This is a genomic window from Dechloromonas sp. CZR5 (genome assembly GCF_008711155.1).
Taxonomy (GTDB): Bacteria; Pseudomonadota; Gammaproteobacteria; order Burkholderiales; family Rhodocyclaceae; genus Azonexus.
The window spans coordinates 1,014,623-1,035,119 of the sequence record NZ_VUYQ01000001.1 but is presented as its reverse complement, the minus strand read 5'-3'; the positions used below and the strand labels follow the sequence as shown (position 1 = coordinate 1,035,119).

Below are 20,497 nucleotides of genomic sequence, written 5' to 3'. Positions count from 1 at the left end.
CGGGCCGGGTATCCGGTTAAACCCTTCGGCGCACGCCGAGGATCAGCGCAACGGCTCCAGCAGCTCCAGGCCACCCATGTACGAACGCAAGGCCGCCGGAACGACCACGCTGCCATCGGCCTGCTGATTGTTCTCGAGGATGGCGACCAGTGTGCGGCCGACGGCCAGGCCGGAACCATTCAGCGTATGGCACAGCTCCGGCTTGTTCTTCTCGTTGCGGAAACGGGCCTGCATGCGGCGCGCCTGGAAGGCACCGAAGTTGGAGCAGGACGAAATTTCGCGGTAGGTATCCTGTGCCGGCAGCCACACTTCGAGGTCGTAGGTCTTGGCGGCGGAGAAGCCCATGTCGCCGGAGCACAGCACCATGCGGCGATACGGCAGTTCCAGCGCTTCGAGGATGGCCTCGGCGTGGCTGGTCAGTTCCTCGTGGGCGGCAGCCGACTGGTCCGGATGAACGACCTGAACCAACTCGACCTTGTCGAACTGGTGCTGGCGAATCATGCCGCGCACGTCACGCCCCCCCGAACCGGCTTCGGAGCGGAAGCACGGCGTATGGCAGACGAGCTTCAACGGCAGCGCCTCGGCAGCGAGGATTTCGTCGCGCACGATGTTGGTCACCGGCACTTCAGCGGTCGGGATCAGGTACAGCGGGTCCTGGTCACCGCGCAGCACCTTGAACAGGTCTTCCTCGAACTTGGGCAGCTGGCCGGTACCGAACAGGCTGGCCGCATTCACGAGGTACGGCGCATACACCTCGGTGTAGCCATGCTTCGTCGTGTGCGTATCGAGCATGAACTGGGCGAGGGCGCGATGCAGGCGGGCTACGCCGCCCTTGAGCAGCGAGAAGCGCGCACCGGAAATCTTGGCGGCCGTGGCGAAATCGAGCTGGTTCAACCCCTCGCCGATGTCGGTGTGATCCTTGACGACAAAATCGAAATGCTTCGGCGTGCCCCAGCGCTTCTGCTCGACGTTGCCTGTTTCGTCGCTGCCAACCGGCACGGACTCGTCCGGAATGTTCGGCAGCGTGGCCAGGATGGCATTGAATTTTTCCAGCAACTCGCCGAGGCGGGCTTCGGACGCTTTCAACTCGTCGCCCAGCGCGCCAACCTGTGCCATGACCCCGGAAGCATCCTCGCCCTTGCCCTTCAACATGCCGATCTGCTTGGACAGGCTGTTGCGCTGTGCCTGCAAGTCCTGCGTACGGGTCTGCAGCGTCTTGCGCTCGGCTTCCAGTGCCGAGAATTCGCTGAAGTCGATCGGCTTGCCACGCTTGGCCAAGCCGGCGACAACGGCATCGAGATTAGTTCGGAGTTGTTGAATGTCGAGCATGATGTGTCCTGAAATACTGCCGTGACCGCCTAAGAACGCAGCCAACCGGAAATGTCGGCGAAAAGCGCAATTATACGCGAGGCGGCGGCACCAACTTGAGGCAGAGGGCGTGAAACAACTGCTTGCAAATGCACACACCTGTCGAGCGCTCATCCCGGCACAATGGCTCTGAATTCGCCACCGCTCATCGCAGGATTCATTCATGAACTGCTCTCCCCTGCTCTTCCGCCAGGTCATGGCGGCCCTGCTGATAGGCGCGCTGTTTGCTGCTACCAGGGCACATGCCGGACTCGACCAACCCATGGACGAAACCACCGCCCGCGCCCTGCTCAACCGCTTCGGCTACGGCGCCGACCGGGCCAGCCTGCTTGCCACGACCGGCATGACACCGCGTCGCTACCTGGATCGCGCGATTCGCGGCACGCCGGCTTACCCAGCGGCTGTAACCGCCCTGATTGCTGCCTCGCCGGCGGCCGAGCCGCTCGACAAGCTGTGGCCGCTCTACGGCCCCGGCGGTACCGAACGGATGGACAAGCCAGCCGCCCCACAACCGCTCGGTAGCGATACCGTGCGCTCCCAGCGCGAGGTCGATGGCCGGCAAATGCTCAACGCCGCCAGCGCCAACCGCCTGCTCGAAAGTGCCAATTCCGACAATCCCGGCCATGAGGCGCTGCTCAATTTCTGGCTCAACCACTTCTCCATCCACGGCCTCAAGCATCTCAACAAGTTCCTCGCCGCCGACTACGCCCGACAGATCGAGCGTGCCATGCGCGAGGACAGTTTCGCCGCACTGCTCAAGGCCAGCTTCTTCCACCCGGCGATGCAGATTTATCTCGACAACAACCGCTCCGTCGCCGCCGACTCCCGCTTCGCCCAACGCGCCGAACGCATGGGCCATAACGCCGGCATCAACGAAAACCTGGCACGCGAACTGCTCGAACTGCATACCCTGGGCGTGGGTGGCGGCTACACCCAAAGCGATGTGCAGGCACTGGCCCGCATCATCACCGGTGCCGGGGTCATCAATAACCGGCTTCCGGAACACGCGCTGAACGCCCCCGGCGCCGAGCGGATCGGCTATTTCTTCTTCGATCCCAACCGCCACGACTTCGGTGAGAAACGACTGCTCGGGCGTAGCTACCCGACCGGCCACGGCATCGACGAAATCCGCCAGGCGCTAGAGCAACTGGCCAGCCACCCGCAAACCGCCGAACACATTGCTGGCAAACTGGCCCATCGCTTCCTGGCCGACGATCCGCCGCCCCAGCTGGTCAAGGCCATGGCAGTAGCCTTCCGCAACAGTGATGGCCGCATCTCCGCGACGCTGGCCCCGCTGATCGACAGCCCGGCCTTTGCCGAATCACTGCAATACCCCGGCAAATTCAAGGAGCCGGTCGACTATGTGCTGTCGGTGGCGCGCGCCGTGTGTGACGGCCAGGTCATCGGCAACGGCCAGCTCCTGTGGCGCACGGCGCAGGACCACGGCCAAGCCCCCTTCCTGCGCTCGACTCCGGATGGTTATGGCAGCCAGGAGGCCGACTGGCTGTCGTCACCGGCCATGGCCAAGCGCATACGACTCGCCCAGACACTGGCCAGCCGCCCGGTGCCTCTGGCTACCACCAACGCCGGAAGCGACTTCACCGCGTGCCGCCCCGATCTGGAATCCGTCCGGCGGGCAGTCGGGCCGCTGGCCCCGGAAACCCGTGCCGCCCTGAACGGGCTCTCGCCGCGGGAAGAAATCGCCGCCCTGCTCGCCAGCCCTGAATTCATGCGCCGTTAAACGGAGATTTCGCCATGCACCGCCCTGCATCCCCCACACGACGCCAGTTGCTCGGTGCCGGCTTGGCGTTGGGACTCGGGAACGCCCTCCGTCCCGCCTTCGCGCTCGAAACCGACACACCTCGCGATGGCCGCCTGATCGTCATTTTCCTGCGTGGCGCGCTCGACGGCCTGTTCGCCTTCGCCCCCGTCGCCGATCCCCAATTGCCGTCCCTGCGCCCCAGTCTGAGCCGTGAAGTCCTGAGCAACGGCATCCCGCTCGCCGGCAGCGGGTTTGCCGCCCATCCCGCCTGTCGCGCCCTCGCCGACCTCTACGCTACCAACGAACTGGCCTTCGCCCCCTGCTTCGGCACCACCGACCGCAGCCGCAGCCATTTCCAGGCGCAGGATCTTCTCGAACTCGGCAATGGCCAGACTCAGGGCCGCCAGGGCTTTCTGGCCCGTGCCGGCGAAGCGGCCGGGGCGCACGTGCGCAGTATCGGCTTCAGCGCCAGCCCGCCGCTCACCCTGCAAGGCGGCGATGCCGAATTGATGCCGCTCTCCGGCAGCGGGCTGCAGGTGCGCCATGACCGCACGCTCGATGCGATTCTTGCCATGCACAGCCAGCAACGCAGCGGCAAGGCCATTGAGCAGGCCCTGTCCAGCCAGGCTGAACTGGAACGCGCCACCGGCATGGACCCCAAGGCCTCACGTGGCGCCGCCGGGGTCGCCGGTTTTGCCAAGGCGGCGACCACCATGACGCGCATCTTTCGGGAACAGCCCCGTCTGGGCATGGCCTTCATCGATCTCGGCGGCTTCGACACGCATGCCGAAGAGGAAAACGCCCTCGGCCGCAGCCTGCCCCAGCTCACCGAGGGGCTGCTTGCATTGCGAGAAGGGTTGGGGGCGACGGAATGGCGACGCACTCAGGTGCTGGTGTGCAGCGAATTCGGCCGCACCGCGCGCGAGAACGGCACGCGGGGCACCGACCACGGCCACGGCGGGCTGGCACTGCTGCTCGGCGGCACCATCGCGGGCGGACGGCAGATCGGCGATTTTCCCGGGCTGTCTGACGGCCAACTCAACGAAGGCCGCGACCTGCGCGTCACTGTCGACTGGCGCAGCCTGCTCGGACGGATGCTGAAGGAAACACAGGGTTTCGACATGGCCACGCTGCAACGGGTGCTACCCGGCATCCCCGGGCTGGCCTGAGCGACGCTAGGCAGCCCTGTTCCCGGAACGCGACAGGCGGCGAAAAAGCCCGGCCAGCAGGCGATACGAAAAACGGATGACAAGAACTGCTGCGATCATGAACACCGCCAGCAGGATAAGGAACAACACTGGCGAGGCGAGCATGGCCCACACGCCGCCGAGCACCATACCCTCCTCGCCGAAGGAAGCCAGCCAGTTCGAAAACGGCTCGGGCGAGGCATTGATCGCCAGCCGGCTGCCGGCCTTTGCGAAATGCGTGCCGGCGGTGATCGTGCCCCCAAGCAGGCCTGCCGCCACCATCCAGGCCGGGTCGACATCGCCCAGCGCAAAGGCGGCCAGCAAGGCGCCGGCCGGAATGCGAACGAAGGTCTGGAAGCTGTCCCACAGCGAATCGAAGGCCGGCACCTTGTCGGCCACCAGCTCCGCCAGCGCCATGCCGCCCGAGGCGGCCATGACCAGCGGATGCGTCAGGACGAGCAAGGATTCCGGCAGGTGCAGATAGCCCAGATGGGCCAGCACACCCGTCAGAAAGAGCACTAGATACAGGCGCAAGCCACTCGCCCAGGCCAGCCCGGCAGAGAGGGCGATGGTCTGGACGAGGTCCATTATTTCTTGCCGGCCTTGCGGTCCAGCTCGCGCAGGTGGGCCAGCTTCTCGCCGATTTTGCCCTCCAGTCCGCGGGGTGTCGGGTCGTACCAGTGCGGCTCGGGCATGCCATCCGGCAGATAGGTTTCGCCGGCAGCATAGGCTTCCGGCTCATCGTGGGCGTAGCGGTATTCCTTGCCGTAGCCCAGTTCCTTCATCAGCTTGGTCGGCGCATTGCGCAAGTGCACCGGCACCGGCCGCGAACCGTCCTGCTTCACGAAGGCGCGTGCTGCGTTGTAGGCGTTGTAGCCGGCGTTCGACTTGGCCGCAACCGCCAGGTAGGTCACCGCCTGCGCCAGTGCCAGTTCGCCTTCCGGCGACCCGAGGCGCTCGAAGGTTTCTGCCGCATCGTTGGCAATCTGCATGGCCCGCGGGTCGGCCAGGCCGATGTCTTCCCAGGCCATGCGGATAATGCGACGTGCCAGGTAGCGCGGATCCGCACCGCCGTCGAGCATGCGACAGAACCAATACAACGCCCCATCCGGGCTGGAGCCGCGCACCGATTTGTGCAAGGCCGAAATCTGATCGTAGAAGGCATCGCCTCCCTTGTCGAAGCGGCGCAGGTTCTGCGCCATCGTCGCCTCGATGAAGGCGCCATCGACCGTTGCCTGCCGGGCCGCATGGGCCGCCGTCCGCACCTGCTCCAGCAGATTGAGCAGGCGACGGGCATCGCCATCGGCCAGCCCGATCAACCGCGTCCGCGCATCGTCGTCAAAGGAGAGATCGGCCAATGCCTTATCGCGTGCACGGTCGAACAGCTGCCCCATCTCGCCTTCGTCCAGAGACTTCAGCACATAGACCGACGCCCGCGACAGCAGCGCCGAATTCACCTCGAAGGAGGGGTTCTCGGTTGTGGCACCAATAAAAGTGAAAAGGCCGCTTTCGACAAAGGGCAGAAAACCGTCCTGCTGCGCCTTGTTGAAGCGGTGGATTTCATCGACGAACAGGATGGTCCGCTTGCCCTGGGCCCGCCACATCTCGGCCTGCGCCACCGCCTCGCGCACTTCCTTGATGCCGGAAAACACCGCCGACAAGGCAATGAACTCGCAACTGAACTGTGTGGCCATCATGCGCGCCAGCGTCGTCTTACCAACCCCCGGCGGCCCCCACAGGATCATCGAATGCGGCTGCCCCGAGGCAAATGCCAGGTGCAGCGGCTTGCCCGGCCCAAGCAGATGTTGCTGGCCGATCACCTCATTCGGCGTCCGCGGCCGCAATTGCTCGGCCAGCGGCGCAAAGGCCGGCTGGCTGCGGTCAGCCGGAATACCCGGCACATCCTGAGAAAACAGATCGCTCAACGAAACCCTCGACCGGCGGCCAAACCGCCTTTAACGCAATGCCGGCAGTGTACCGCCGCCGTCCGGCAAGCCCAAATCACATTCGATCCAGCGGTGAGCATACGCCCCGCCCGCCCCGGTTGAGTACATGAGTGTAGATCATGGTTGTCGACACATCGGCATGACCGAGCAACTCCTGCACCGTGCGAATGTCGTAGCCGGATTCCAGCAGATGGGTGGCAAACGAATGGCGCAGCGTATGCGTCGATGCCGGTTTGACAATCCCCGCCTCGCCCAGCGCGCGCTTGATCGCCCGCTGCAATGTCTGCTCCTGCGCATGGTGGCGACGCGAAATGCCACTGCGCGGATCAACCGACAACGCGGACGCCGGAAACACCCAGAACCACCCCCACGATTCCGGCGCACCGGGATATTTACGCGCCAAGGCCGTCGGCAAATAAACCCCGGGAACCCCTGCCGCCCGGTCGTTACCCCACAAAGCCCGGACATGCAGCAGGTGTTGCCGTAACGGATCGGCCAACGATTCCGGCAGCATCGTGTGCCTGTCCTTGCCGCCTTTGCCATCCCGAACCGTTATTTCACCACGCTCGAAATCGACATCCTTGACGCGCAAGCGTATGCACTCCATCAAGCGCATGCCGGTGCCGTACAGCAACCTGGCCATCAAGGCATGAGATCCGTCGAGCATTTCAAACAAGCGCCCTACTTCACTACGCGACAGAACGACCGGGACGCGCTTCGGCTTTTTGGGACGTGCCAGATTGAGCAGCCAAGGCAAATCCACCTCAAGCACCTCACGGTACAGAAAGAGCAACGCCGACAAAGCCTGCTGGTGGGTCGATGCCGCAACATCTGCCTCCACCGCCAGATGCGTCAGAAAGGCCCGAACCTCCTCCGCTCCCATGTCTCGCGGGTGGCGGCGCCCATGAAATGCCACAAATCGACGTACCCACTCGACATACGCACGTTCCGTCCTTATGCTGTAGTGCTTGTAGCGGATGACCTCGCGAACCCGGCCAAGCAAAGTCGGTGCAACAGCATCCATGACGTAAAACCCCTGCAAATATAACTGTACATAAACACAGTAATTGAATGAGAATCCATATGCAAGAAGGATTTTGGAAAGCTACATTCATAAGCGTATACGTCAGTTGCAAAGGGTATACGTCGTTTTTGACGTCTACTTCTAGTTAGGCGTTCCAGTCGTGCGTAAGCCCCGTCAACTCAACGTGCAACAGCAGAATGCACGCACCTTGCGTTCACTCCGCGAAACTGCGGAGTACTGGCGCACCCATCCTGTGCCAGAGGCACTGCTGCGTGCTTCCCAGCAGCGAACTGTTGATCTCTCAAAGGCAGTCGTTATCGATCTCGAAATTGACTACCCTGGCATTCAAGGAATGTTTGGAGTTCTGCTTACCCAAAATGAGAGATTCATCGAGTTTGAAATCGACAATGGAGATTCGGAACCCGAGGTCTACGAATGGCGAGACGTGACCGACAGTCAGAACCTCGGAAAGCACAATAGAGGCATTGGTGTTGGCGCCGGTGCCTTGGCAATTCAGGTTCTTCATGCGCTCAACACCTAACATTGCGGTCAAGGCCGCTCCCTCCGGTCGCTGGACGCCGCGCGATAAAGCGCCGCGCAGCGCCCCTTACCTACAACGTTAGGTGTTTCGCCCATGCGAGCCTATTCATCCAACGAAGAGCTGTTCCAACACATTCGCGACTTGGCTGCTCAGTTGCAAGAGCAAGGCCAAGCTACAGCCGCCCAAGCTCTCAAAGATGGACTCTCGTCGATCAACGGCCTTACCGATGGCTGGGCTTTGCTAATGGAATCCATTGTTCAAGCAATTCAGTTGAGTGGCAATTCGTTGCAAAAAGAGCTTTTGTCTCAGTTCAATGAACTCTTGGTTGCGGTGAGAAAGGTGGTTTTCCGGTGAGTACAACCTCTTCCACACCTAACACTTCGGTCAAGAGGGACGCTCTGCCGGCAAGCCGGCTTCGCGCCCCTTACCTCCAACGTTAGAGCCCTCATGCTCACCGTCACCTTCAATGACCACACCCAGTCAGTCGTTTCCGTCGAGCAGCTTGGCGGTCTACTTGATCAGTTCAATAGCACCGACCAATTTGAATTGTGGTTGTCTATCGAGACTGGTCCGTCCGTTTGCATGCTTCGGAACGGTAAAAATGCATTTCTCATGTATCTCCGATTTAGCGCTGACAGCGGTTTCGTATCACAAGCGGAGGAGAGCAAACCAGGTTCCGCTTCGTATGTGCTGTCCAACGGACAGGTAGACGAATATCCTCTTGCTTGGTGCGTCAACGTCGAGCAGTGCTACAAGGTGCTCGCCTATTTCTTCGTCAACGACGGTGCAAAGCCCGATTGGATTTCTTGGTATGAAAGCTAATCTCTGTGTTTGCGGCGGCCCGGGCTCTAACCATCGCTTCGAGGGGACCGCCTGCCGGCGCTGCCGGCAGGCGGCACCTCAAGCTAAACGTTAGAGCGCAAGGTGAAGTTTCTCCGTTACTTACTTTTTCTTGCACTCACCCCTGCGGTTCTCATCGGTGGGTGCACCGGGCTAGTTGTCGGCGAGGGGATGTTTTACGTCACGGGCGAACTTTCCGTCCCAACAAAAAATTGCGAAATTTATCTGTTGTCAGAATCAGGAGGGCGCCTGCCTCATGCGCAAAGAGCAATCGAACGCCAAGCCTTTTCGGAAGACTTTGTAGTTTCCCCAAAGCCAGAAAATTACGAGGTCATCGTCAGCTGTGAAGGCGTCATTCGGAAAACAGCAGTGGTTCGCTATGGCACCCAGGTTAATCCAGGCAAAGAGGTATCTCTTGGCAAAATTGCGCTCTAACACTCCGCTCAAAAACGCTCCCTTCGGTCGCTCGGACGCACCGCAAGCGGCGCGCCGTTTAGCTGCACGTTAGCGCTTTCAAGAATGGACAGTCCTATGAATCAAAAGAAAGTATTCGGCGTACTTCTGACAGAGCAAGCTTGGGCTGAATTAGGTTCCGCCCTAGACCCCTATGCAAGCAAGGGAAGTATCGGTCGCTACATTTATTGCGACGAGGTACAACTCGGTGGGCAGTACTTCGTTATGGTCACTTCTTGCAAAAACCCCGATGGTTCGTCGTTCAAAGCAGAGATTTCCGCTGTTCAGCGTGAGTGGCATGCTGAGGCAGGAGAACCCTCAGCCGCTGAAAGCGAAGAGGTTATGCATTCCTGCCATGGTTTGCTTCAAGCTGCGAAAAACGGCTCTCTGTCTGCCATTCTTGGCTCAAAAACTGTCGCCCAGTTTCTCGGTACCCATTGGGTGGCAGCACACCCAAATGTTGTCGCCGCAATCAGCGAGTTTGAGGCAGTCGCACAAGGGCGGGCCAGTGTCTAACATTCCGGTCAAAGCCGCTCCGGCCTTCGGCCTCCGCTGGACGCTGCGCGATAAAGCGCCGCGCAGCGCCCTTTACCTACAACGTTAGGCATCAAAGGAAAACAATTGCTCGACCCATATTGCCCTTTCGCTTTGAGCCAAGAGTTCCCTATCGGCACGCGAGTTTCCGTTTCCGGCGTCTGCGGGGGATGGCGTAACGACTGTGAAGGGGTGATCTCAAGTGCACCTGAGCCTGTTCAAACAGTTCAAGGCGAAGATTATTTCTATTGGGTGCAGTTCGACATTCCACAGCATGATTTGAGCAACGATGGCCCGTACCATAAAGCGCAAATACTTAGCCGCTGCCTCACTCATGCAGCCTAACATCCCGGTCAAGGCGCGGCCTTCGGCCGCTGGGACGTCCCGCGAGCGGATCGCCCCTTGCCTGCAACGTTAGAGCACTATATGTACGAATGGAACGGCGGTAGTGCGCCGCCCGAATTCGATCAAGAGCTTGCCGAATCGTATGTCGGCAAGTACATCCTGATTGGCCTTACTTATCTTGCGCACGATGATTCGTTTATCGAACAAGTGCAACTGCACGGCATCATTGAATCAGTTTCAGGTGATGGTGTTCAAATTTCACTTCGGGGCAAGCGAGACGGCGAAACTTGGCTAATGCCGCCCAATCTCGATTCAGTTTGTGCTGCGAAACCGGGAACATATTCGCTCCGGAGCACCGGAGAAACAGTAGAGGATCCCGATCTCCTCGCGACGTGGACAGTTAGAAAATCTCTGACGTCATGACCCAGCACCCTAACACTACGCTCATCGGATCACCGTCAGACCGTGTAGAGGTCCGGGTCATTTCAGTTGACCAACCATCCCGTAGTTCCCGTGGTTGTGGGCAATATGGTCATTTGGAGTTCGAGGGCGTAGGTTCTCGCATTTGCCTAGAAGGGCGTCTTTCCGGGCATACACCGCAGGCAGGTGAAAAGGTGTTGGTCAGTGGTCGCATGTCTCGTCTTGGACTGTTCATTGACCGTATTGACCATCGATGAGTGTTCGCACAATGACGCCCAACTCATCGCTCCACCGGATCTGCGCAAAAAGCGCGCAGGCCGGTGATCTTTAAAGTTCGGCGTCATGACTCGACCCACCCCCATTCAGCCGCGCGATCTCTGGGAGAAGGATGGCGCCCTACGTGACGTCTACGTGCTCGACACCGCCTTAACCGACTGGGCGTTGTTGCTCTCGCTCGCAGGAAAGTATGGCTATCGGTATTTGTATGAAGGTCAAGACCGCCCATTACCCGAGGTAGAGAAAATCTTCACGGCTCGTGACGGAGCGCATCTCTTGAGCGTGAAACTCGGAAGAGTTACAGCAAACTGTCACTTCTTCGTTCCAGACGAAATCGAACTCGATCTTGATCCACGAGAAGTCCAGAGCGATGCCGACCACTATGAAGTCCTTCAGTTTCTTGAAGCACTTGCGAAAGGTACGAACAAGAAGGTCTCAGTAACCACCGAGAATGCCCAAGACATGCCGTATCTCTCGTACGATCCTTTGTCTCATGAGTGGTCAATCTATGAACCGCCAGCGGTACCCCAATGACGCCGAACCTCTCGTTCCAGGGGACCGCCGGCAAGCTGCGCTTGCCGGTTCGCTCCGGGCTTCGCCCTCCGCCGGCCCCTGAACTCAAACGTTGGGCGTCTCCATCCTCAACCGTCTCATGAAGCCATGATAAAAGCACTCACCGCAGCGTTCCTGCTAATTTCGTGTTCAACTTTCGCGCAGAAACCGCCATCTGAATTTGAAACTCAAGTTCTTGAGCCAACCGGTGGCAAGATTCCTCGGCCAAAGGATTGGTTCTACGCCGAAGGGCATCAAGGATCGGTCTACACTTGGACCTTGTCCCGTGAAGACACCACTGGCAATCGCCCATACACAACTGGTGTTCGTATCCAGACCTTCGTCGGAGTGAAACAGGGGGCAGGCAAGACCGCTAAGGAATTCATTCTTGATTTTGTGGGGACCAAGAAGAAGGAGGTCAAGGTACTCAAAACTTGTGATGAAACCAGCCAAGGGCTCTTTACACGCGTTTGCCTTGAAACCGAGGAGGGGCCATATCACATTCTCTACTCACTCTTTTGGGGTAGCAATGGCATGGATGTGGCTGTCGTTTCCATCGCAGGCACATCAAAGAACCTTTGGGACAACTATGCCTCCACTTTCGACAAGATGAGCACCTTCGAGCTAATTGACATGAACCGCTTCCAGAAATGAGGACGCCCAACCCATCATTCCACCGGACCTGCGCGAAAAGCCGCGCAGTCCGGTGAATTTAAACGTTGGGCATCACAAGCCGATGACTATCTCTGACGTATATAGGCTGTTTGGCGAAGCCGCGCACTGGTCCAGTATTTTGGAGGAACAACTCTGGAATATATGCGTGCTAAACGAGCGAGTGATAAACCATGCGAAGCATGGCAACGGCAATGAAAAGATTTTCAAGAAGTTCGAAAGAATGGAAATAGGGCGGCTGATTGGAGAGCTCAAGAAAGCCCTCGGAAAGGAATTCGATGGCAAGGTCGATACGATTTTTAAGCCAGCCCTAGAAAAGAGAAATCGCTTAATACATGGCTTCTTTGTCGATCATCACGAAATTCTGACGAACTGGGAAAGAATTCCAATTGCGATTGCCGAGCTAACAGAAATCAAGAACACAATATTCCCGGCCGCAGACTTCGCAACGAAGACTTGCACGGCACTTGTAGGTCTATACACAACGGGAAACAGTGATGCCCAACCCTGCGGTCAACCGGACCCTGCGCATAAAGCCGCGCAAGGCCGGTTACCTTGAACGTTAGGTGCTATGCGGCTCCATATTGATTACTTCGACCAAAACGAAACTTTCACAGGCCTTTTGCCGCGCGAAGGAGTTGTCGAGGGCACACCTAGCTCCGCAGATAGCTCGCACATTTGGTACCTGTTGCGTTTGGACAATCCGGTTTTTTACGAAGGTGCGGAGCATTCCCACTTTCTATTAGCCTCACGGTGGGAGGGGCACCATATCGGCGAGTTGGAGCCAACATCAGTCTTCGTTCTTCTTGTCCCGTCATCGTTCGGGCAGGTGGCCGATGGCTTCTCCCACAAGCAGTTCCTGCACGTCGCTTGGGGTATGGCAAGTGTCCGCACCTAACATGGCGTATATGGACTCCCCCAAAAAACAAGGAAACTGATCGATAGTTCTGGCGGTATGGAAGCGCATGCAGTCGTATATCCGGCATCTGATGTGGGTTCTGTATGACCCATGCCGACATGGAATCTGCCCACGGAGCGCCAATCGGTACGAGCGGCAGGCATGAAGCTGCCGGCAGAGTTATCGGCGTCAATCCGTGTGGGTGCGACCCAATTAGCCATGAAGGGCGATCAGTCTCAAAGCAAACGCAGGGAGGGGGGAAACAGGAACACGGTTTCTCCTTTCAGGCGGCAATGGCAAAGGCCGTACGGGTGAGCTTCTTTTCCTGACGGGGTTGCGGGCTACCGAACGGTGTGTGATCGCGCAGCACGGCATAACAGATCCTGGCCAACTTGTTGGCCAGGGCACAAGCCGCCTTGTTGTGATGGGTCCGTGCCTGAATCTCCGTGGCCCAGGTTCGCAGCCCATCGAGCGGCTTTCCGGCTCGCCTGGCCAGTTCGGCCGCCCGCAGCACGGCGCGAGCGCCATGCGTCAGCAGCATCCTCAGATAGCGATCCCCCCTCTTGGAAATTCGTCCCAGCTTGCGGCTGTTACCGGAGGAGAATTCCTTCGGCGTCAGGCCGAACCAGCTGGCAAAGTGCCGGGCATCCTTGAAGTGGCTGACGCTGCCGCCCGTGGCGGCGACCAGCGCGGTGGCCGTGAGTAGGCCAATGCCGGGAATGGTCAGCAGTTCGGCACAGGCCGGGCTTTGCCGGGCCAGCGCAGTCAGTTCCCGCTCCAGTTGGGCAATGCGCAGTTCGAGCAGGCGGATTTCCTCGATCAGCAGTTTCATCGACTCGCGGATCAGTAGTGGAATGGCCGAGTTGGGATCGGCCAGTGCCCGGCTCATCGCTTCAACGCCGGTACGGGCGCCTTGCGGCACGTTCAACCCGAATTCCCGGCAGAAGCCGCGCAGCGTATTGATGCGCGAAGTGCGTGTCCCCATCCAGCGCGAACGGATGCGGTGCAATCCCTGCAGCGCCTGCTGTTCGACGGATTTCACCTGGACCGGCACGATGTGGGCACAACGCGCGACTTCAAGCAGCGCACAGGCATCGGCGGCATCGGTCTTGTTGCGCTTCACGTAGGCCCGGATGTAGGCCGCCGGCAGCAGTTTTACTTCAATCCCCTGTCGCTTGAACCAACGGCCCCAATGGTGGGCTGAACCGCAGGCTTCCATGATCACCAGCCTCACATCCCGGTTGTGGAACCAGCGTTCGAACTGGCTGCGGGTCAGCCGTTCCTGCCCGACAACTTTCCATTTGTCATCGGCAACCGCAATCTGGAATACACTCTTGGCCAGATCAACTGCAACGGTAGTAGCATGCATTTCGGACTCCTTTCGTCGAAGACCGATCCCCATCCCCATGAGCACCGGCATCGCCTATTGGGCGATGAAAAGACGGGGGAGTCCATCCCATCAGTCAAGGCGCAGCCTTCGGCTGCTGGGACGTCCCGCAAGCGGGCCGCCCCTTACCTAAAACGTTAGACATTTCCTGCGCCCACCATGACTCCCATCGACTGGTTATTAATTGGTTTGTTTCTCTGTGCAGCAGGTGTACATCTTTATTTCGGTACTCGCTACCGAGAGTTTTTCGTCGTTGACCGCTCAAATTTTCGTCAGTCGTACTGGAGCATGATTCGAGAGTTTCAGAAACATCATCCCAAGCCCGGCAAGGTGCTTATTTCAGTCGTTTGGTTGCAAGTGCTTCTTGTGGTAGCCCTTACCTTGTCCCGTTTCATCCACTGAAATGCAGTTACTGCCAACCCCCTTGTCCCACCGCTGGCAGCTTTTCCAATCGACTGCCATGTCTAACACCGGTCAAACCCGCACCCTGCGGGCGCTTGGACGCGCCGCAAGCGGCACGCCATTTACTTTGAACGTTGGGCGTCTTAATTCAGAGCTATCAGCCATCTCCATGCATAACTACAACCTTCCACTTCTATTGGGATCTGTGCTCAGTATTGGGGTAGCGCTTCTTCATTTCGCATGCATTCCATGGGGGACTGACGGCTTCAGGTTTCTTGGTGCGGGCGAGCCTATCGTCAGCATGTCAGCAGCAGGCCATTGGTATCCGCCACTCGTCGCTTTTGTCATTGGCACGGTCCTTTCCGTCTGGAGCATTTATGCCCTGTCCGGTGCCGGCCTTCTTCCTCCGTTACCGTATCTACGGTTAGCACTAGTCGGTATCACCGCTGTTTATTTGCTCCGTGCAGTTACCTTCCCGTTGCTCAAGCCCGCTTTCCCAGGCAACAGTACAACGTTCTGGCTTGTCACTTCAGCCATTTGCCTTGTGATCGGGTGCGTTCATTTGCTTGGTCTCATTCAGGTGTGGCAGCGCACATGACGCCCAACCCATCAACCCACCGGACCTCCGGCAAGCTGCGCTTGCCTGCGTCCGGTGATTTTCAACGTTAGGAATCACAGCATGCTATTACGCTGTCCTTGTTGCTCTAATTTTCTTCTACCGCTCAAGGCAATGTTTAAAGGCTCGGCTGGTCGCACCGAATGTCATATTTGCAAATCAAATTTAGTTATTTCACGCCCCTCTTGGGTAATCGGCCTAGTCATTGTCGCGGGGACGACCACATATAGGGCTATCAGGTCTTATGAAAATTTTGCCGTTGTTTTTGTCGTTTCACTCTTCGTTGGTATCACTGTCGATATCTGCTTTTCAAAACTTAAAGTCAATTCCTAACAATCCGCTCCACCGGACCGTCGGCCAGCTGCGCTTGCCTCCGTCCGATGATTTTCAACGTCATGCGTCTTAAATCCGCGCTCCAACCCGTCCTATCAGCATTTTCTGGTGCGGTACTTGGATTCCTTGTCTGGTGGGCATATTGGAACCTCAACGTCATTCCCAGCACCGCGTGGCCGGCCATTGTTTCATCGCCGTTGATGCACGCTATTCGCGAACTTTCCCCTGATCTCGATATTCCTATTGCAATCACTATCAAGGCGCTGCCGTTGAGCCTGTTGCTTGGTTTTATTGGGGGATACTTACAGCCACGCTTTAAGTTCTCACAGACCTATTGCTACTCGGTGTTATTGTGGCCGCTGGCCTATTTCATATTTGGCTACTACACAATCTGGTCGCCCGACTCTGTCCAGTGGCCGTACACGCAAGCACTCTGGCGTTCGTGGCATGACCATCGGGTTATTGCTTTCGCCGTGTATGGTTGGTTCTTTGCGGGGTTCTATGTTGGGGCTGCTATCGCAAAGCGCTGCATATCAGCTCAATCCGCCGGACTGGCTGCAAGTAGCGCTTCGCGCGACTCGCAGCCAGTCCGGTAATTTGTAACGTTAGGTCGTAACAATGACAGCACCAATGACTCCTGTCGTTCAACAGTTCTGGAACACCTTCAAGGCTACGCAGACAGAAGATGTCGAAGCTCGCTTCTTCGAGATCTGCGTGTTTGACGACAACGAGCCGAGTGCCAATCACTTGGCTGAGTTGGTCGTCCGCGGCATCAAGAGAGCCACAGCCGGCCTTGTCTGGTCGTTTGAGGCAGGAGACCAGGCCGTTCCAAAGCCAGGCGATCTCACCGTAGTCACAACCTGGGATGGCCGGCCGAAATGCGTAATCGAAACAACTCAAGTCGACATCACGCCGTTCTGCGAAGTCACTGCGGAGTTTGCAGCCGTCGAAGGCGAAGGTGATGGCTCGCTCCAATACTGGCGTGAGACTCACAAAGCCTATTACGCCAGAGAGTGCGCCCGCATTGGCCGGATTCCGAGCCCCTCGATGCCAGTTGCGTGTGAGCGGTTCAAAGTCGTCTATTGCCCCTCCAGCGAAAATGCGGCCTAACCAGTCGCTCAAGCCGCCGCACGTGGCTCAGCCAATGAAATGCCTCCCCTCCCACCTAGAGGGATACTGAGGACATCGCTGCCACGTTGGGTGGCAATGAGCACAACGGTCATCGTAATCTCATCTGCTGTTGCACACCAAAGGAGAGCCCAGATGCAATATCTGCTTATCGCTGCAAGCTTCATATTGCTGCTTACCGCCGTGGCACATTCGATTCTTGGCGAAATCATGATTTTTCGGAAACTCAGCAATGGGCGCATTGTCCCGAGTATGAGCGCACCGCCGTTGAAGGAGAGAAACATCCGGATTCTCTGGGCTAGCTGGCACCTTACGAGCATATTTGGTCTCGTTTTTGCTCTTGCTGTTTTCAAGGTGGGGGTCGGTGCTCCGCTGAGTGTGCATGAACTCATTTGCTCGATTGCGATTGCTTGCTTTGCCGGTGGCATGCTGGTTCTTCTCGGTACAAAAGGTCGCCATCCAGGCTGGATTTCTTTGTCACTGGCATCGGCATTAATTTGGTATGCGTATAAAGCTGCTATCTAGCGAATGGAAGGGATTTATCGTCCCGAGAGCGCAGTGGAAGCCGCAGGCCGCGGTCGCCGTGATGATTTAGTTTCCACGCTGAATCATTCGTTCGAAAGCGGAAATCGATTTCATTCGCCATCCATCCACGGAAGATACTCATGCCATTTCCAGCAGAAGAACGTAAGGCTTTGCTAGGTGTAAAGGGGGTTGGCCCTACGGTAGTGGCTCGGCTCGAACAAATGGGATTTGAATCGCTGGCTTGCCTCAGCAAAGCAGATGCATTGGATATCGTCTCCCAAGCCTCGGCTATCGTCGGTTCTACGTGCTGGAAAAACAGCCCTCAAGCTCGCGCTGCCATTCAGGCGGCAATTGCATTGGCCCAATCGCGCCATGTATAACAAGTCCATCACCCGGGGCGTCAATGAGATGCTTATGAAGCAGACTGACGTGGATCAAAAGACTTCCCCTGAGAGCAGAGCCGAAGACAGGGCTATCGAATTCGCCTTGAACGACGTTCGCCGTGCGGTTGACGACGTCATTCAGCTATACAGAGTGCCTGCATTCGATCTGATGCTGCCAATAAACCACCGTTGGAGCATGAAGGACATGCTTGCACATTTGGTAGCCTGGCATGAGAGCTTCGCCAAGAACCTCGCTCTGATCGCCGCGGGAGCCCCCCCGGAGCCGCCTCGCGGCTCGTTAAGGGAGGTCAATCGAGACGGCGTGCAGAGGCTTCGCGAACAATCATTGAATCAACTGATCCGTCGATTCAGGAAAGCGCAGAGAATCATTGAAGCGCACGTTTTCGACGTACGTATCACGGCAATCCCCTACCGAAAGCCCGGCACCAGTTATTCCCGGTTGCAACATCTGGAAATCGTGGCGCACCACATTCGCGGGCATTTCTGGGAAATCATCGGCAAGAGTCTCAAAAATTCGGATCGAATCGTTCAGACCGGTATCTGAGGTGTCACCAGCCGAGGCCCGATTGCATGGCAAACCGCCCGGCCAGTTTGCTTTTCATGGCTGCCGTTCGTGCCGTTGCGGCAAGCTGCATTCCGCACTGACAAGTACGTCAAATCGGCGAATGTCAGCCTTCGCTCTCAGGCGGCAACTGGGGCTGCGGTACGCTGGTGGCGTGCAACACCCCGGCGCAGCAGCCAAAGAAAAAGACGGCCGCTGCCATGCTCGGTGTCCAGGTGTCAGCCATGCCACGGGTGAAAAAGAACCAGCCAAAGGCAATGATGGCGGGGATCATCATCAGTGCACAGAATGCGGCACCGACGAGGGCGATCTTGTGCCCGATGTGGCGCGGCTTGCGGATAATTTCTTCGGTCATTCTGCTTCCTCGACTTTTAACCAGATGGAGCGAGTTTCACGGGCATCGCTGGTGCCCACGCTGAAGGCGCCGCCTTGCTGGCCGGCTGCTTGTCGGCCGCTGCCACCAAGCTCAATCCACTCCCCGAGCGTACCGGAAACGGTGGTGGCGAGGCGTTGCGAATTGACACCGCCACGGCCATAGGCGGGATCGAAATTTTCGGCCTGCTGGGAAATTTCCAGGGTGACACGTTGGCCATTGATGCGCGGCGTGGCGTAGAAGCCGCTACCGATGTCACGATAGACGGTACCTTCATTGATGTAAGTTCCGCCCGGCCCGACAACGACCTGGCGCATCGGTACGGCAAGCGAGCGGCCAACCTGGATGTAGGCACGGCCGCCTTCGACGGTCTGGACCATCTGCGAGGCGCTCTCGCCGCGCACGCTCTTGGTGTCCCACACAGTGGCACCGACATTGTTGCGCCGGGTGCTGCCCAGTGTGACCTGCCCGCTGACCTCGCCGCCGCGTGCGCTGTCCTCGGCCTGCCGGTTTTGTGAAATGCGGATGATGAGACGTCGACTCGGGCGGTCCATGGCGGCCAGCGCCCGCTTGATTTCATCGCGGTTGCGGGGCGACGCCTTGAGGAAGAGCTGATCGTTCATGCCGGTCAGGGTTCCGTTCGGCTCGAGCAGCGGCAGCAGCGCCGGAATGACTTCATCGGCAGTCTTGCTGCGCAATTGAATGATTTCCATCTGCTGCGCGGCGACGATGCCGAACCAGAGGGCCATGAGGCCGGCAAGCAGGCATTTCAGCATCGTTTTCATGGGTATTTCCTCATTCGGAAGGAATATGCGGCAGCGCCAGATATTCCTTGGAGTTCATTTCGGTTAGACGACTGACGGTACGCTTGAATTCCCCGGCCTGGGTCCCATCGGTGTACAAGGCATCGGCTGCACAATCGGCAGTTACGATGAGTTTGACCTTGTGGTCGTAGAAGACATCGACGAGCCAGGTGAAGCGCCGGGCTTCCGAGGCCTGGTGCTGGGTCATTTTGGGAATGTGGGAGAGGAGTACGGTGTGGTAGCTGCGCGATATTTCAAGGTAGTCGTTCTGTGACCGCGGCCCGCCGCACAAGGTCCGGAAATCGAACCAGATGACACCGTGACCACGGCGCACGGTGTCGATGTGACGGCCAAGCACTTCGATATTCCCACCCTTCTTGCCCTCTTCTCCGGCCACCATCTTGAAGTATTCGAGCATTTTTTTCTCGGCTTCATCGTCGGCCGGATGATGATAGATCTCGACTTGCTCCAGCGCACGCAGACGATAGTCGATGCCGGCTTCGACCTCGAAAACGTCGAGGTTCTTGTTGAGCAGGGCGATGGTGGGCAGGAAACTCTCACGGTGCAGGCCGTTGGGGTAAAGCATGTCCGGTGGGTAGTTGGAGGTCATGACGACGATGACGCCGTGGGCGAACAGCCCGTTCATGAGGCGGCCGAGGATCATCGCATCGGCAATGTCGGAAACGTGGAATTCGTCGAAACAGAGCAGCCGGACGTCTTTGGCGACCTGCTCGGCAACCTTCAGCATCGGGTCGGCCTCGCCTTTGTATTTATCCAGATCGCGGTGGATTTGCTGCATGAAGGCGTGAAAATGAATGCGCTTCTTGCGGCGATAGGGCACTGACTCGTAGAAGCAATCCATCAGGAAGCTTTTGCCGCGACCGACGCCCCCCCAGAAATACACGCCCTTGGGCGGCTTGGGCGGGGAGAGAAGGCGCTTGAAGGTGCTACTGCGGTCAACCTTGAAGGACAGGAGATTGGCGTACAGGTTCTGCAAGGCCATGGCCGCAGTCATCTGGGCCGCATCGGCAATATAGCCGCGGGCATCGAGCAAGGCCTTGTACGCATCGAGCATGCCTTCGGCAGCAACGTTCAGTTTTTTGTGCGGCATTTCTGAAATCAGTTTTGGGAGGAAACGTATTCTGC

General features: G+C 58.2%; 24 protein-coding genes. 16 read left to right on the top strand and 8 right to left on the bottom strand.

The window, feature by feature from the left end:
• Positions 1-42 precede the first annotated feature (42 nt).
• Entirely contained in the window at positions 43-1,329 is a 1,287-nt protein-coding gene (gene serS / locus F1002_RS04980; protein ID WP_150427891.1) for a serine--tRNA ligase, read from the bottom strand.
• A gap of 202 nt (positions 1,330-1,531) precedes the next feature.
• On the opposite strand from serS, the gene F1002_RS04975 reads away from it, so the two are divergent.
• Positions 1,532-3,109: a DUF1800 domain-containing protein gene (locus tag F1002_RS04975; protein ID WP_150427890.1), complete on the top strand. Its 1,578-nt coding sequence runs from the start codon at positions 1,532-1,534 to the stop codon at positions 3,107-3,109.
• A gap of 14 nt (positions 3,110-3,123) precedes the next feature.
• A complete protein-coding gene (locus F1002_RS04970) occupies positions 3,124-4,299 on the top strand; it encodes a DUF1501 domain-containing protein (protein WP_150427889.1) in 1,176 nt (391 codons plus the stop codon).
• Positions 4,300-4,305: 6 nt separating this feature from the next.
• On the opposite strand, the gene F1002_RS04965 is transcribed toward F1002_RS04970, so the two are convergent.
• The 3 genes from F1002_RS04965 to F1002_RS04955 all read right to left on the bottom strand — a co-directional run bounded on the left by F1002_RS04965 (position 4,306) and on the right by F1002_RS04955 (position 7,287).
• On the bottom strand, positions 4,306-4,905 hold the full coding sequence (locus F1002_RS04965; protein WP_150427888.1) for a DUF4126 domain-containing protein: 600 nt from the start codon (positions 4,903-4,905) through the stop codon (positions 4,306-4,308).
• Positions 4,905-6,242, bottom strand: coding sequence for a replication-associated recombination protein A (locus tag F1002_RS04960; protein WP_370452105.1), 1,338 nt, complete (start codon positions 6,240-6,242; stop codon positions 4,905-4,907). Before F1002_RS04960 ends, F1002_RS04965 begins: the two co-directional genes overlap by 1 nt.
• A gap of 76 nt (positions 6,243-6,318) precedes the next feature.
• Positions 6,319-7,287: an integron integrase gene (locus F1002_RS04955; RefSeq protein WP_150427887.1), complete on the bottom strand. Its 969-nt coding sequence runs from the start codon at positions 7,285-7,287 to the stop codon at positions 6,319-6,321.
• Positions 7,288-7,447: 160 nt separating this feature from the next.
• Between F1002_RS04955 and F1002_RS04950 the strand changes: the two genes are divergently transcribed.
• The 9 genes from F1002_RS04950 to F1002_RS04905 all read left to right on the top strand — a co-directional run bounded on the left by F1002_RS04950 (position 7,448) and on the right by F1002_RS04905 (position 12,479).
• Positions 7,448-7,828, top strand: a complete 381-nt coding sequence (locus F1002_RS04950; RefSeq protein ID WP_150427886.1) for a hypothetical protein — start codon at positions 7,448-7,450, stop codon at positions 7,826-7,828.
• 93 nt (positions 7,829-7,921) lie between these two features.
• Entirely contained in the window at positions 7,922-8,182 is a 261-nt protein-coding gene (locus F1002_RS04945; RefSeq protein WP_150427885.1) for a hypothetical protein, read from the top strand.
• 93 nt (positions 8,183-8,275) lie between these two features.
• Positions 8,276-8,650, top strand: coding sequence for an Imm1 family immunity protein (locus F1002_RS04940; protein ID WP_150427884.1), 375 nt, complete (start codon positions 8,276-8,278; stop codon positions 8,648-8,650).
• Positions 8,651-8,752: 102 nt separating this feature from the next.
• Positions 8,753-9,103: a hypothetical protein gene (locus F1002_RS04935; RefSeq protein ID WP_150427883.1), complete on the top strand. Its 351-nt coding sequence runs from the start codon at positions 8,753-8,755 to the stop codon at positions 9,101-9,103.
• 96 nt (positions 9,104-9,199) lie between these two features.
• Positions 9,200-9,637: a hypothetical protein gene (locus F1002_RS04930; RefSeq protein ID WP_150427882.1), complete on the top strand. Its 438-nt coding sequence runs from the start codon at positions 9,200-9,202 to the stop codon at positions 9,635-9,637.
• 444 nt (positions 9,638-10,081) lie between these two features.
• Positions 10,082-10,423 (top strand): hypothetical protein, encoded by a 342-nt coding sequence (locus F1002_RS04925; protein WP_150427881.1) that lies wholly within the window; start codon positions 10,082-10,084, stop codon positions 10,421-10,423.
• Positions 10,424-10,762: 339 nt separating this feature from the next.
• Positions 10,763-11,230 carry a hypothetical protein gene (locus F1002_RS04920; protein WP_150427880.1) on the top strand — a complete coding sequence of 156 codons (468 nt, stop codon included), beginning with the start codon at positions 10,763-10,765 and terminating at the stop codon, positions 11,228-11,230.
• A 126-nt stretch (positions 11,231-11,356) separates the two neighbouring features.
• Positions 11,357-11,902 carry a hypothetical protein gene (locus tag F1002_RS04910; RefSeq protein WP_150427879.1) on the top strand — a complete coding sequence of 182 codons (546 nt, stop codon included), beginning with the start codon at positions 11,357-11,359 and terminating at the stop codon, positions 11,900-11,902.
• 82 nt (positions 11,903-11,984) lie between these two features.
• Complete coding sequence (locus tag F1002_RS04905) at positions 11,985-12,479, top strand: hypothetical protein (protein WP_150427878.1); 495 nt, start codon at positions 11,985-11,987, stop codon at positions 12,477-12,479.
• 622 nt (positions 12,480-13,101) lie between these two features.
• Here F1002_RS04905 and F1002_RS04900 read toward each other — a convergent pair.
• The gene (locus F1002_RS04900) at positions 13,102-14,187 is read right to left on the bottom strand and encodes an IS110 family transposase (protein ID WP_191090304.1); all 1,086 of its coding nucleotides are present in this window, start codon (positions 14,185-14,187) and stop codon (positions 13,102-13,104) included.
• A 177-nt stretch (positions 14,188-14,364) separates the two neighbouring features.
• Here F1002_RS04900 and F1002_RS04895 point away from each other — a divergent pair, with 177 nt between their 5' ends.
• From F1002_RS04895 to F1002_RS04865, 5 genes are all read left to right on the top strand, one after another.
• Positions 14,365-14,607 (top strand): hypothetical protein, encoded by a 243-nt coding sequence (locus F1002_RS04895; protein ID WP_150427876.1) that lies wholly within the window; start codon positions 14,365-14,367, stop codon positions 14,605-14,607.
• Between the two features lie 996 nt (positions 14,608-15,603).
• Positions 15,604-16,152, top strand: coding sequence for a hypothetical protein (locus F1002_RS04885; RefSeq protein WP_150427875.1), 549 nt, complete (start codon positions 15,604-15,606; stop codon positions 16,150-16,152).
• Between the two features lie 34 nt (positions 16,153-16,186).
• The gene (locus F1002_RS04880; protein ID WP_150427874.1) at positions 16,187-16,666 is read left to right on the top strand and encodes an ASCH domain-containing protein; all 480 of its coding nucleotides are present in this window, start codon (positions 16,187-16,189) and stop codon (positions 16,664-16,666) included.
• 153 nt (positions 16,667-16,819) lie between these two features.
• Positions 16,820-17,209 (top strand): hypothetical protein, encoded by a 390-nt coding sequence (locus F1002_RS04875; RefSeq protein WP_150427873.1) that lies wholly within the window; start codon positions 16,820-16,822, stop codon positions 17,207-17,209.
• Positions 17,210-17,623: 414 nt separating this feature from the next.
• Positions 17,624-18,157: a DinB family protein gene (locus tag F1002_RS04865; protein WP_150427871.1), complete on the top strand. Its 534-nt coding sequence runs from the start codon at positions 17,624-17,626 to the stop codon at positions 18,155-18,157.
• Positions 18,158-18,281: 124 nt separating this feature from the next.
• Here F1002_RS04865 and F1002_RS04860 read toward each other — a convergent pair whose 3' ends face one another.
• The 3 genes from F1002_RS04860 to zapE are packed head-to-tail and all read right to left on the bottom strand — an operon-like array spanning position 18,282 to position 20,462.
• Positions 18,282-18,530, bottom strand: coding sequence for a hypothetical protein (locus tag F1002_RS04860; protein WP_150427870.1), 249 nt, complete (start codon positions 18,528-18,530; stop codon positions 18,282-18,284).
• Positions 18,527-19,333 carry a type II and III secretion system protein gene (locus F1002_RS04855; protein ID WP_150427869.1) on the bottom strand — a complete coding sequence of 269 codons (807 nt, stop codon included), beginning with the start codon at positions 19,331-19,333 and terminating at the stop codon, positions 18,527-18,529. The genes F1002_RS04860 and F1002_RS04855 overlap by 4 nt, the downstream gene beginning before the upstream one ends.
• A gap of 10 nt (positions 19,334-19,343) precedes the next feature.
• Complete coding sequence (gene zapE, locus F1002_RS04850) at positions 19,344-20,462, bottom strand: cell division protein ZapE (RefSeq protein ID WP_150427868.1); 1,119 nt, start codon at positions 20,460-20,462, stop codon at positions 19,344-19,346.
• Between the last annotated feature and the right edge of the window lie 35 nt (positions 20,463-20,497).

Excerpts from the sequence above, each read along its gene's own strand:
- F1002_RS04895 (WP_150427876.1), top strand. The coding sequence starts at position 14,365 with ATGACTCCCATCGACTGGTTATTAATTGGTTTGTTTCTCTGTGCAGCA.
- zapE (WP_150427868.1), bottom strand. The coding sequence starts at position 20,462 with ATGCCGCACAAAAAACTGAACGTTGCTGCCGAAGGCATGCTCGATGCG.
- F1002_RS04905 (WP_150427878.1), top strand. The coding sequence starts at position 11,985 with ATGACTATCTCTGACGTATATAGGCTGTTTGGCGAAGCCGCGCACTGG.
- F1002_RS04865 (WP_150427871.1), top strand. The coding sequence starts at position 17,624 with ATGAAGCAGACTGACGTGGATCAAAAGACTTCCCCTGAGAGCAGAGCC.
- F1002_RS04900 (WP_191090304.1), bottom strand. The coding sequence starts at position 14,187 with ATGCATGCTACTACCGTTGCAGTTGATCTGGCCAAGAGTGTATTCCAG.
- F1002_RS04925 (WP_150427881.1), top strand. The coding sequence starts at position 10,082 with ATGTACGAATGGAACGGCGGTAGTGCGCCGCCCGAATTCGATCAAGAG.
- F1002_RS04885 (WP_150427875.1), top strand. The coding sequence starts at position 15,604 with ATGATTTTCAACGTCATGCGTCTTAAATCCGCGCTCCAACCCGTCCTA.
- F1002_RS04970 (WP_150427889.1), top strand. The coding sequence starts at position 3,124 with ATGCACCGCCCTGCATCCCCCACACGACGCCAGTTGCTCGGTGCCGGC.
- serS (WP_150427891.1), bottom strand. The coding sequence starts at position 1,329 with ATGCTCGACATTCAACAACTCCGAACTAATCTCGATGCCGTTGTCGCC.
- F1002_RS04965 (WP_150427888.1), bottom strand. The coding sequence starts at position 4,905 with ATGGACCTCGTCCAGACCATCGCCCTCTCTGCCGGGCTGGCCTGGGCG.
- F1002_RS04930 (WP_150427882.1), top strand. The coding sequence starts at position 9,200 with ATGAATCAAAAGAAAGTATTCGGCGTACTTCTGACAGAGCAAGCTTGG.
- F1002_RS04920 (WP_150427880.1), top strand. The coding sequence starts at position 10,763 with ATGACTCGACCCACCCCCATTCAGCCGCGCGATCTCTGGGAGAAGGAT.
- F1002_RS04875 (WP_150427873.1), top strand. The coding sequence starts at position 16,820 with ATGCAATATCTGCTTATCGCTGCAAGCTTCATATTGCTGCTTACCGCC.
- F1002_RS04910 (WP_150427879.1), top strand. The coding sequence starts at position 11,357 with ATGATAAAAGCACTCACCGCAGCGTTCCTGCTAATTTCGTGTTCAACT.
- F1002_RS04855 (WP_150427869.1), bottom strand. The coding sequence starts at position 19,333 with ATGAAAACGATGCTGAAATGCCTGCTTGCCGGCCTCATGGCCCTCTGG.
- F1002_RS04975 (WP_150427890.1), top strand. The coding sequence starts at position 1,532 with ATGAACTGCTCTCCCCTGCTCTTCCGCCAGGTCATGGCGGCCCTGCTG.
- F1002_RS04860 (WP_150427870.1), bottom strand. The coding sequence starts at position 18,530 with ATGACCGAAGAAATTATCCGCAAGCCGCGCCACATCGGGCACAAGATC.
- F1002_RS04955 (WP_150427887.1), bottom strand. The coding sequence starts at position 7,287 with ATGGATGCTGTTGCACCGACTTTGCTTGGCCGGGTTCGCGAGGTCATC.
- F1002_RS04940 (WP_150427884.1), top strand. The coding sequence starts at position 8,276 with ATGCTCACCGTCACCTTCAATGACCACACCCAGTCAGTCGTTTCCGTC.
- F1002_RS04945 (WP_150427885.1), top strand. The coding sequence starts at position 7,922 with ATGCGAGCCTATTCATCCAACGAAGAGCTGTTCCAACACATTCGCGAC.
- F1002_RS04880 (WP_150427874.1), top strand. The coding sequence starts at position 16,187 with ATGACTCCTGTCGTTCAACAGTTCTGGAACACCTTCAAGGCTACGCAG.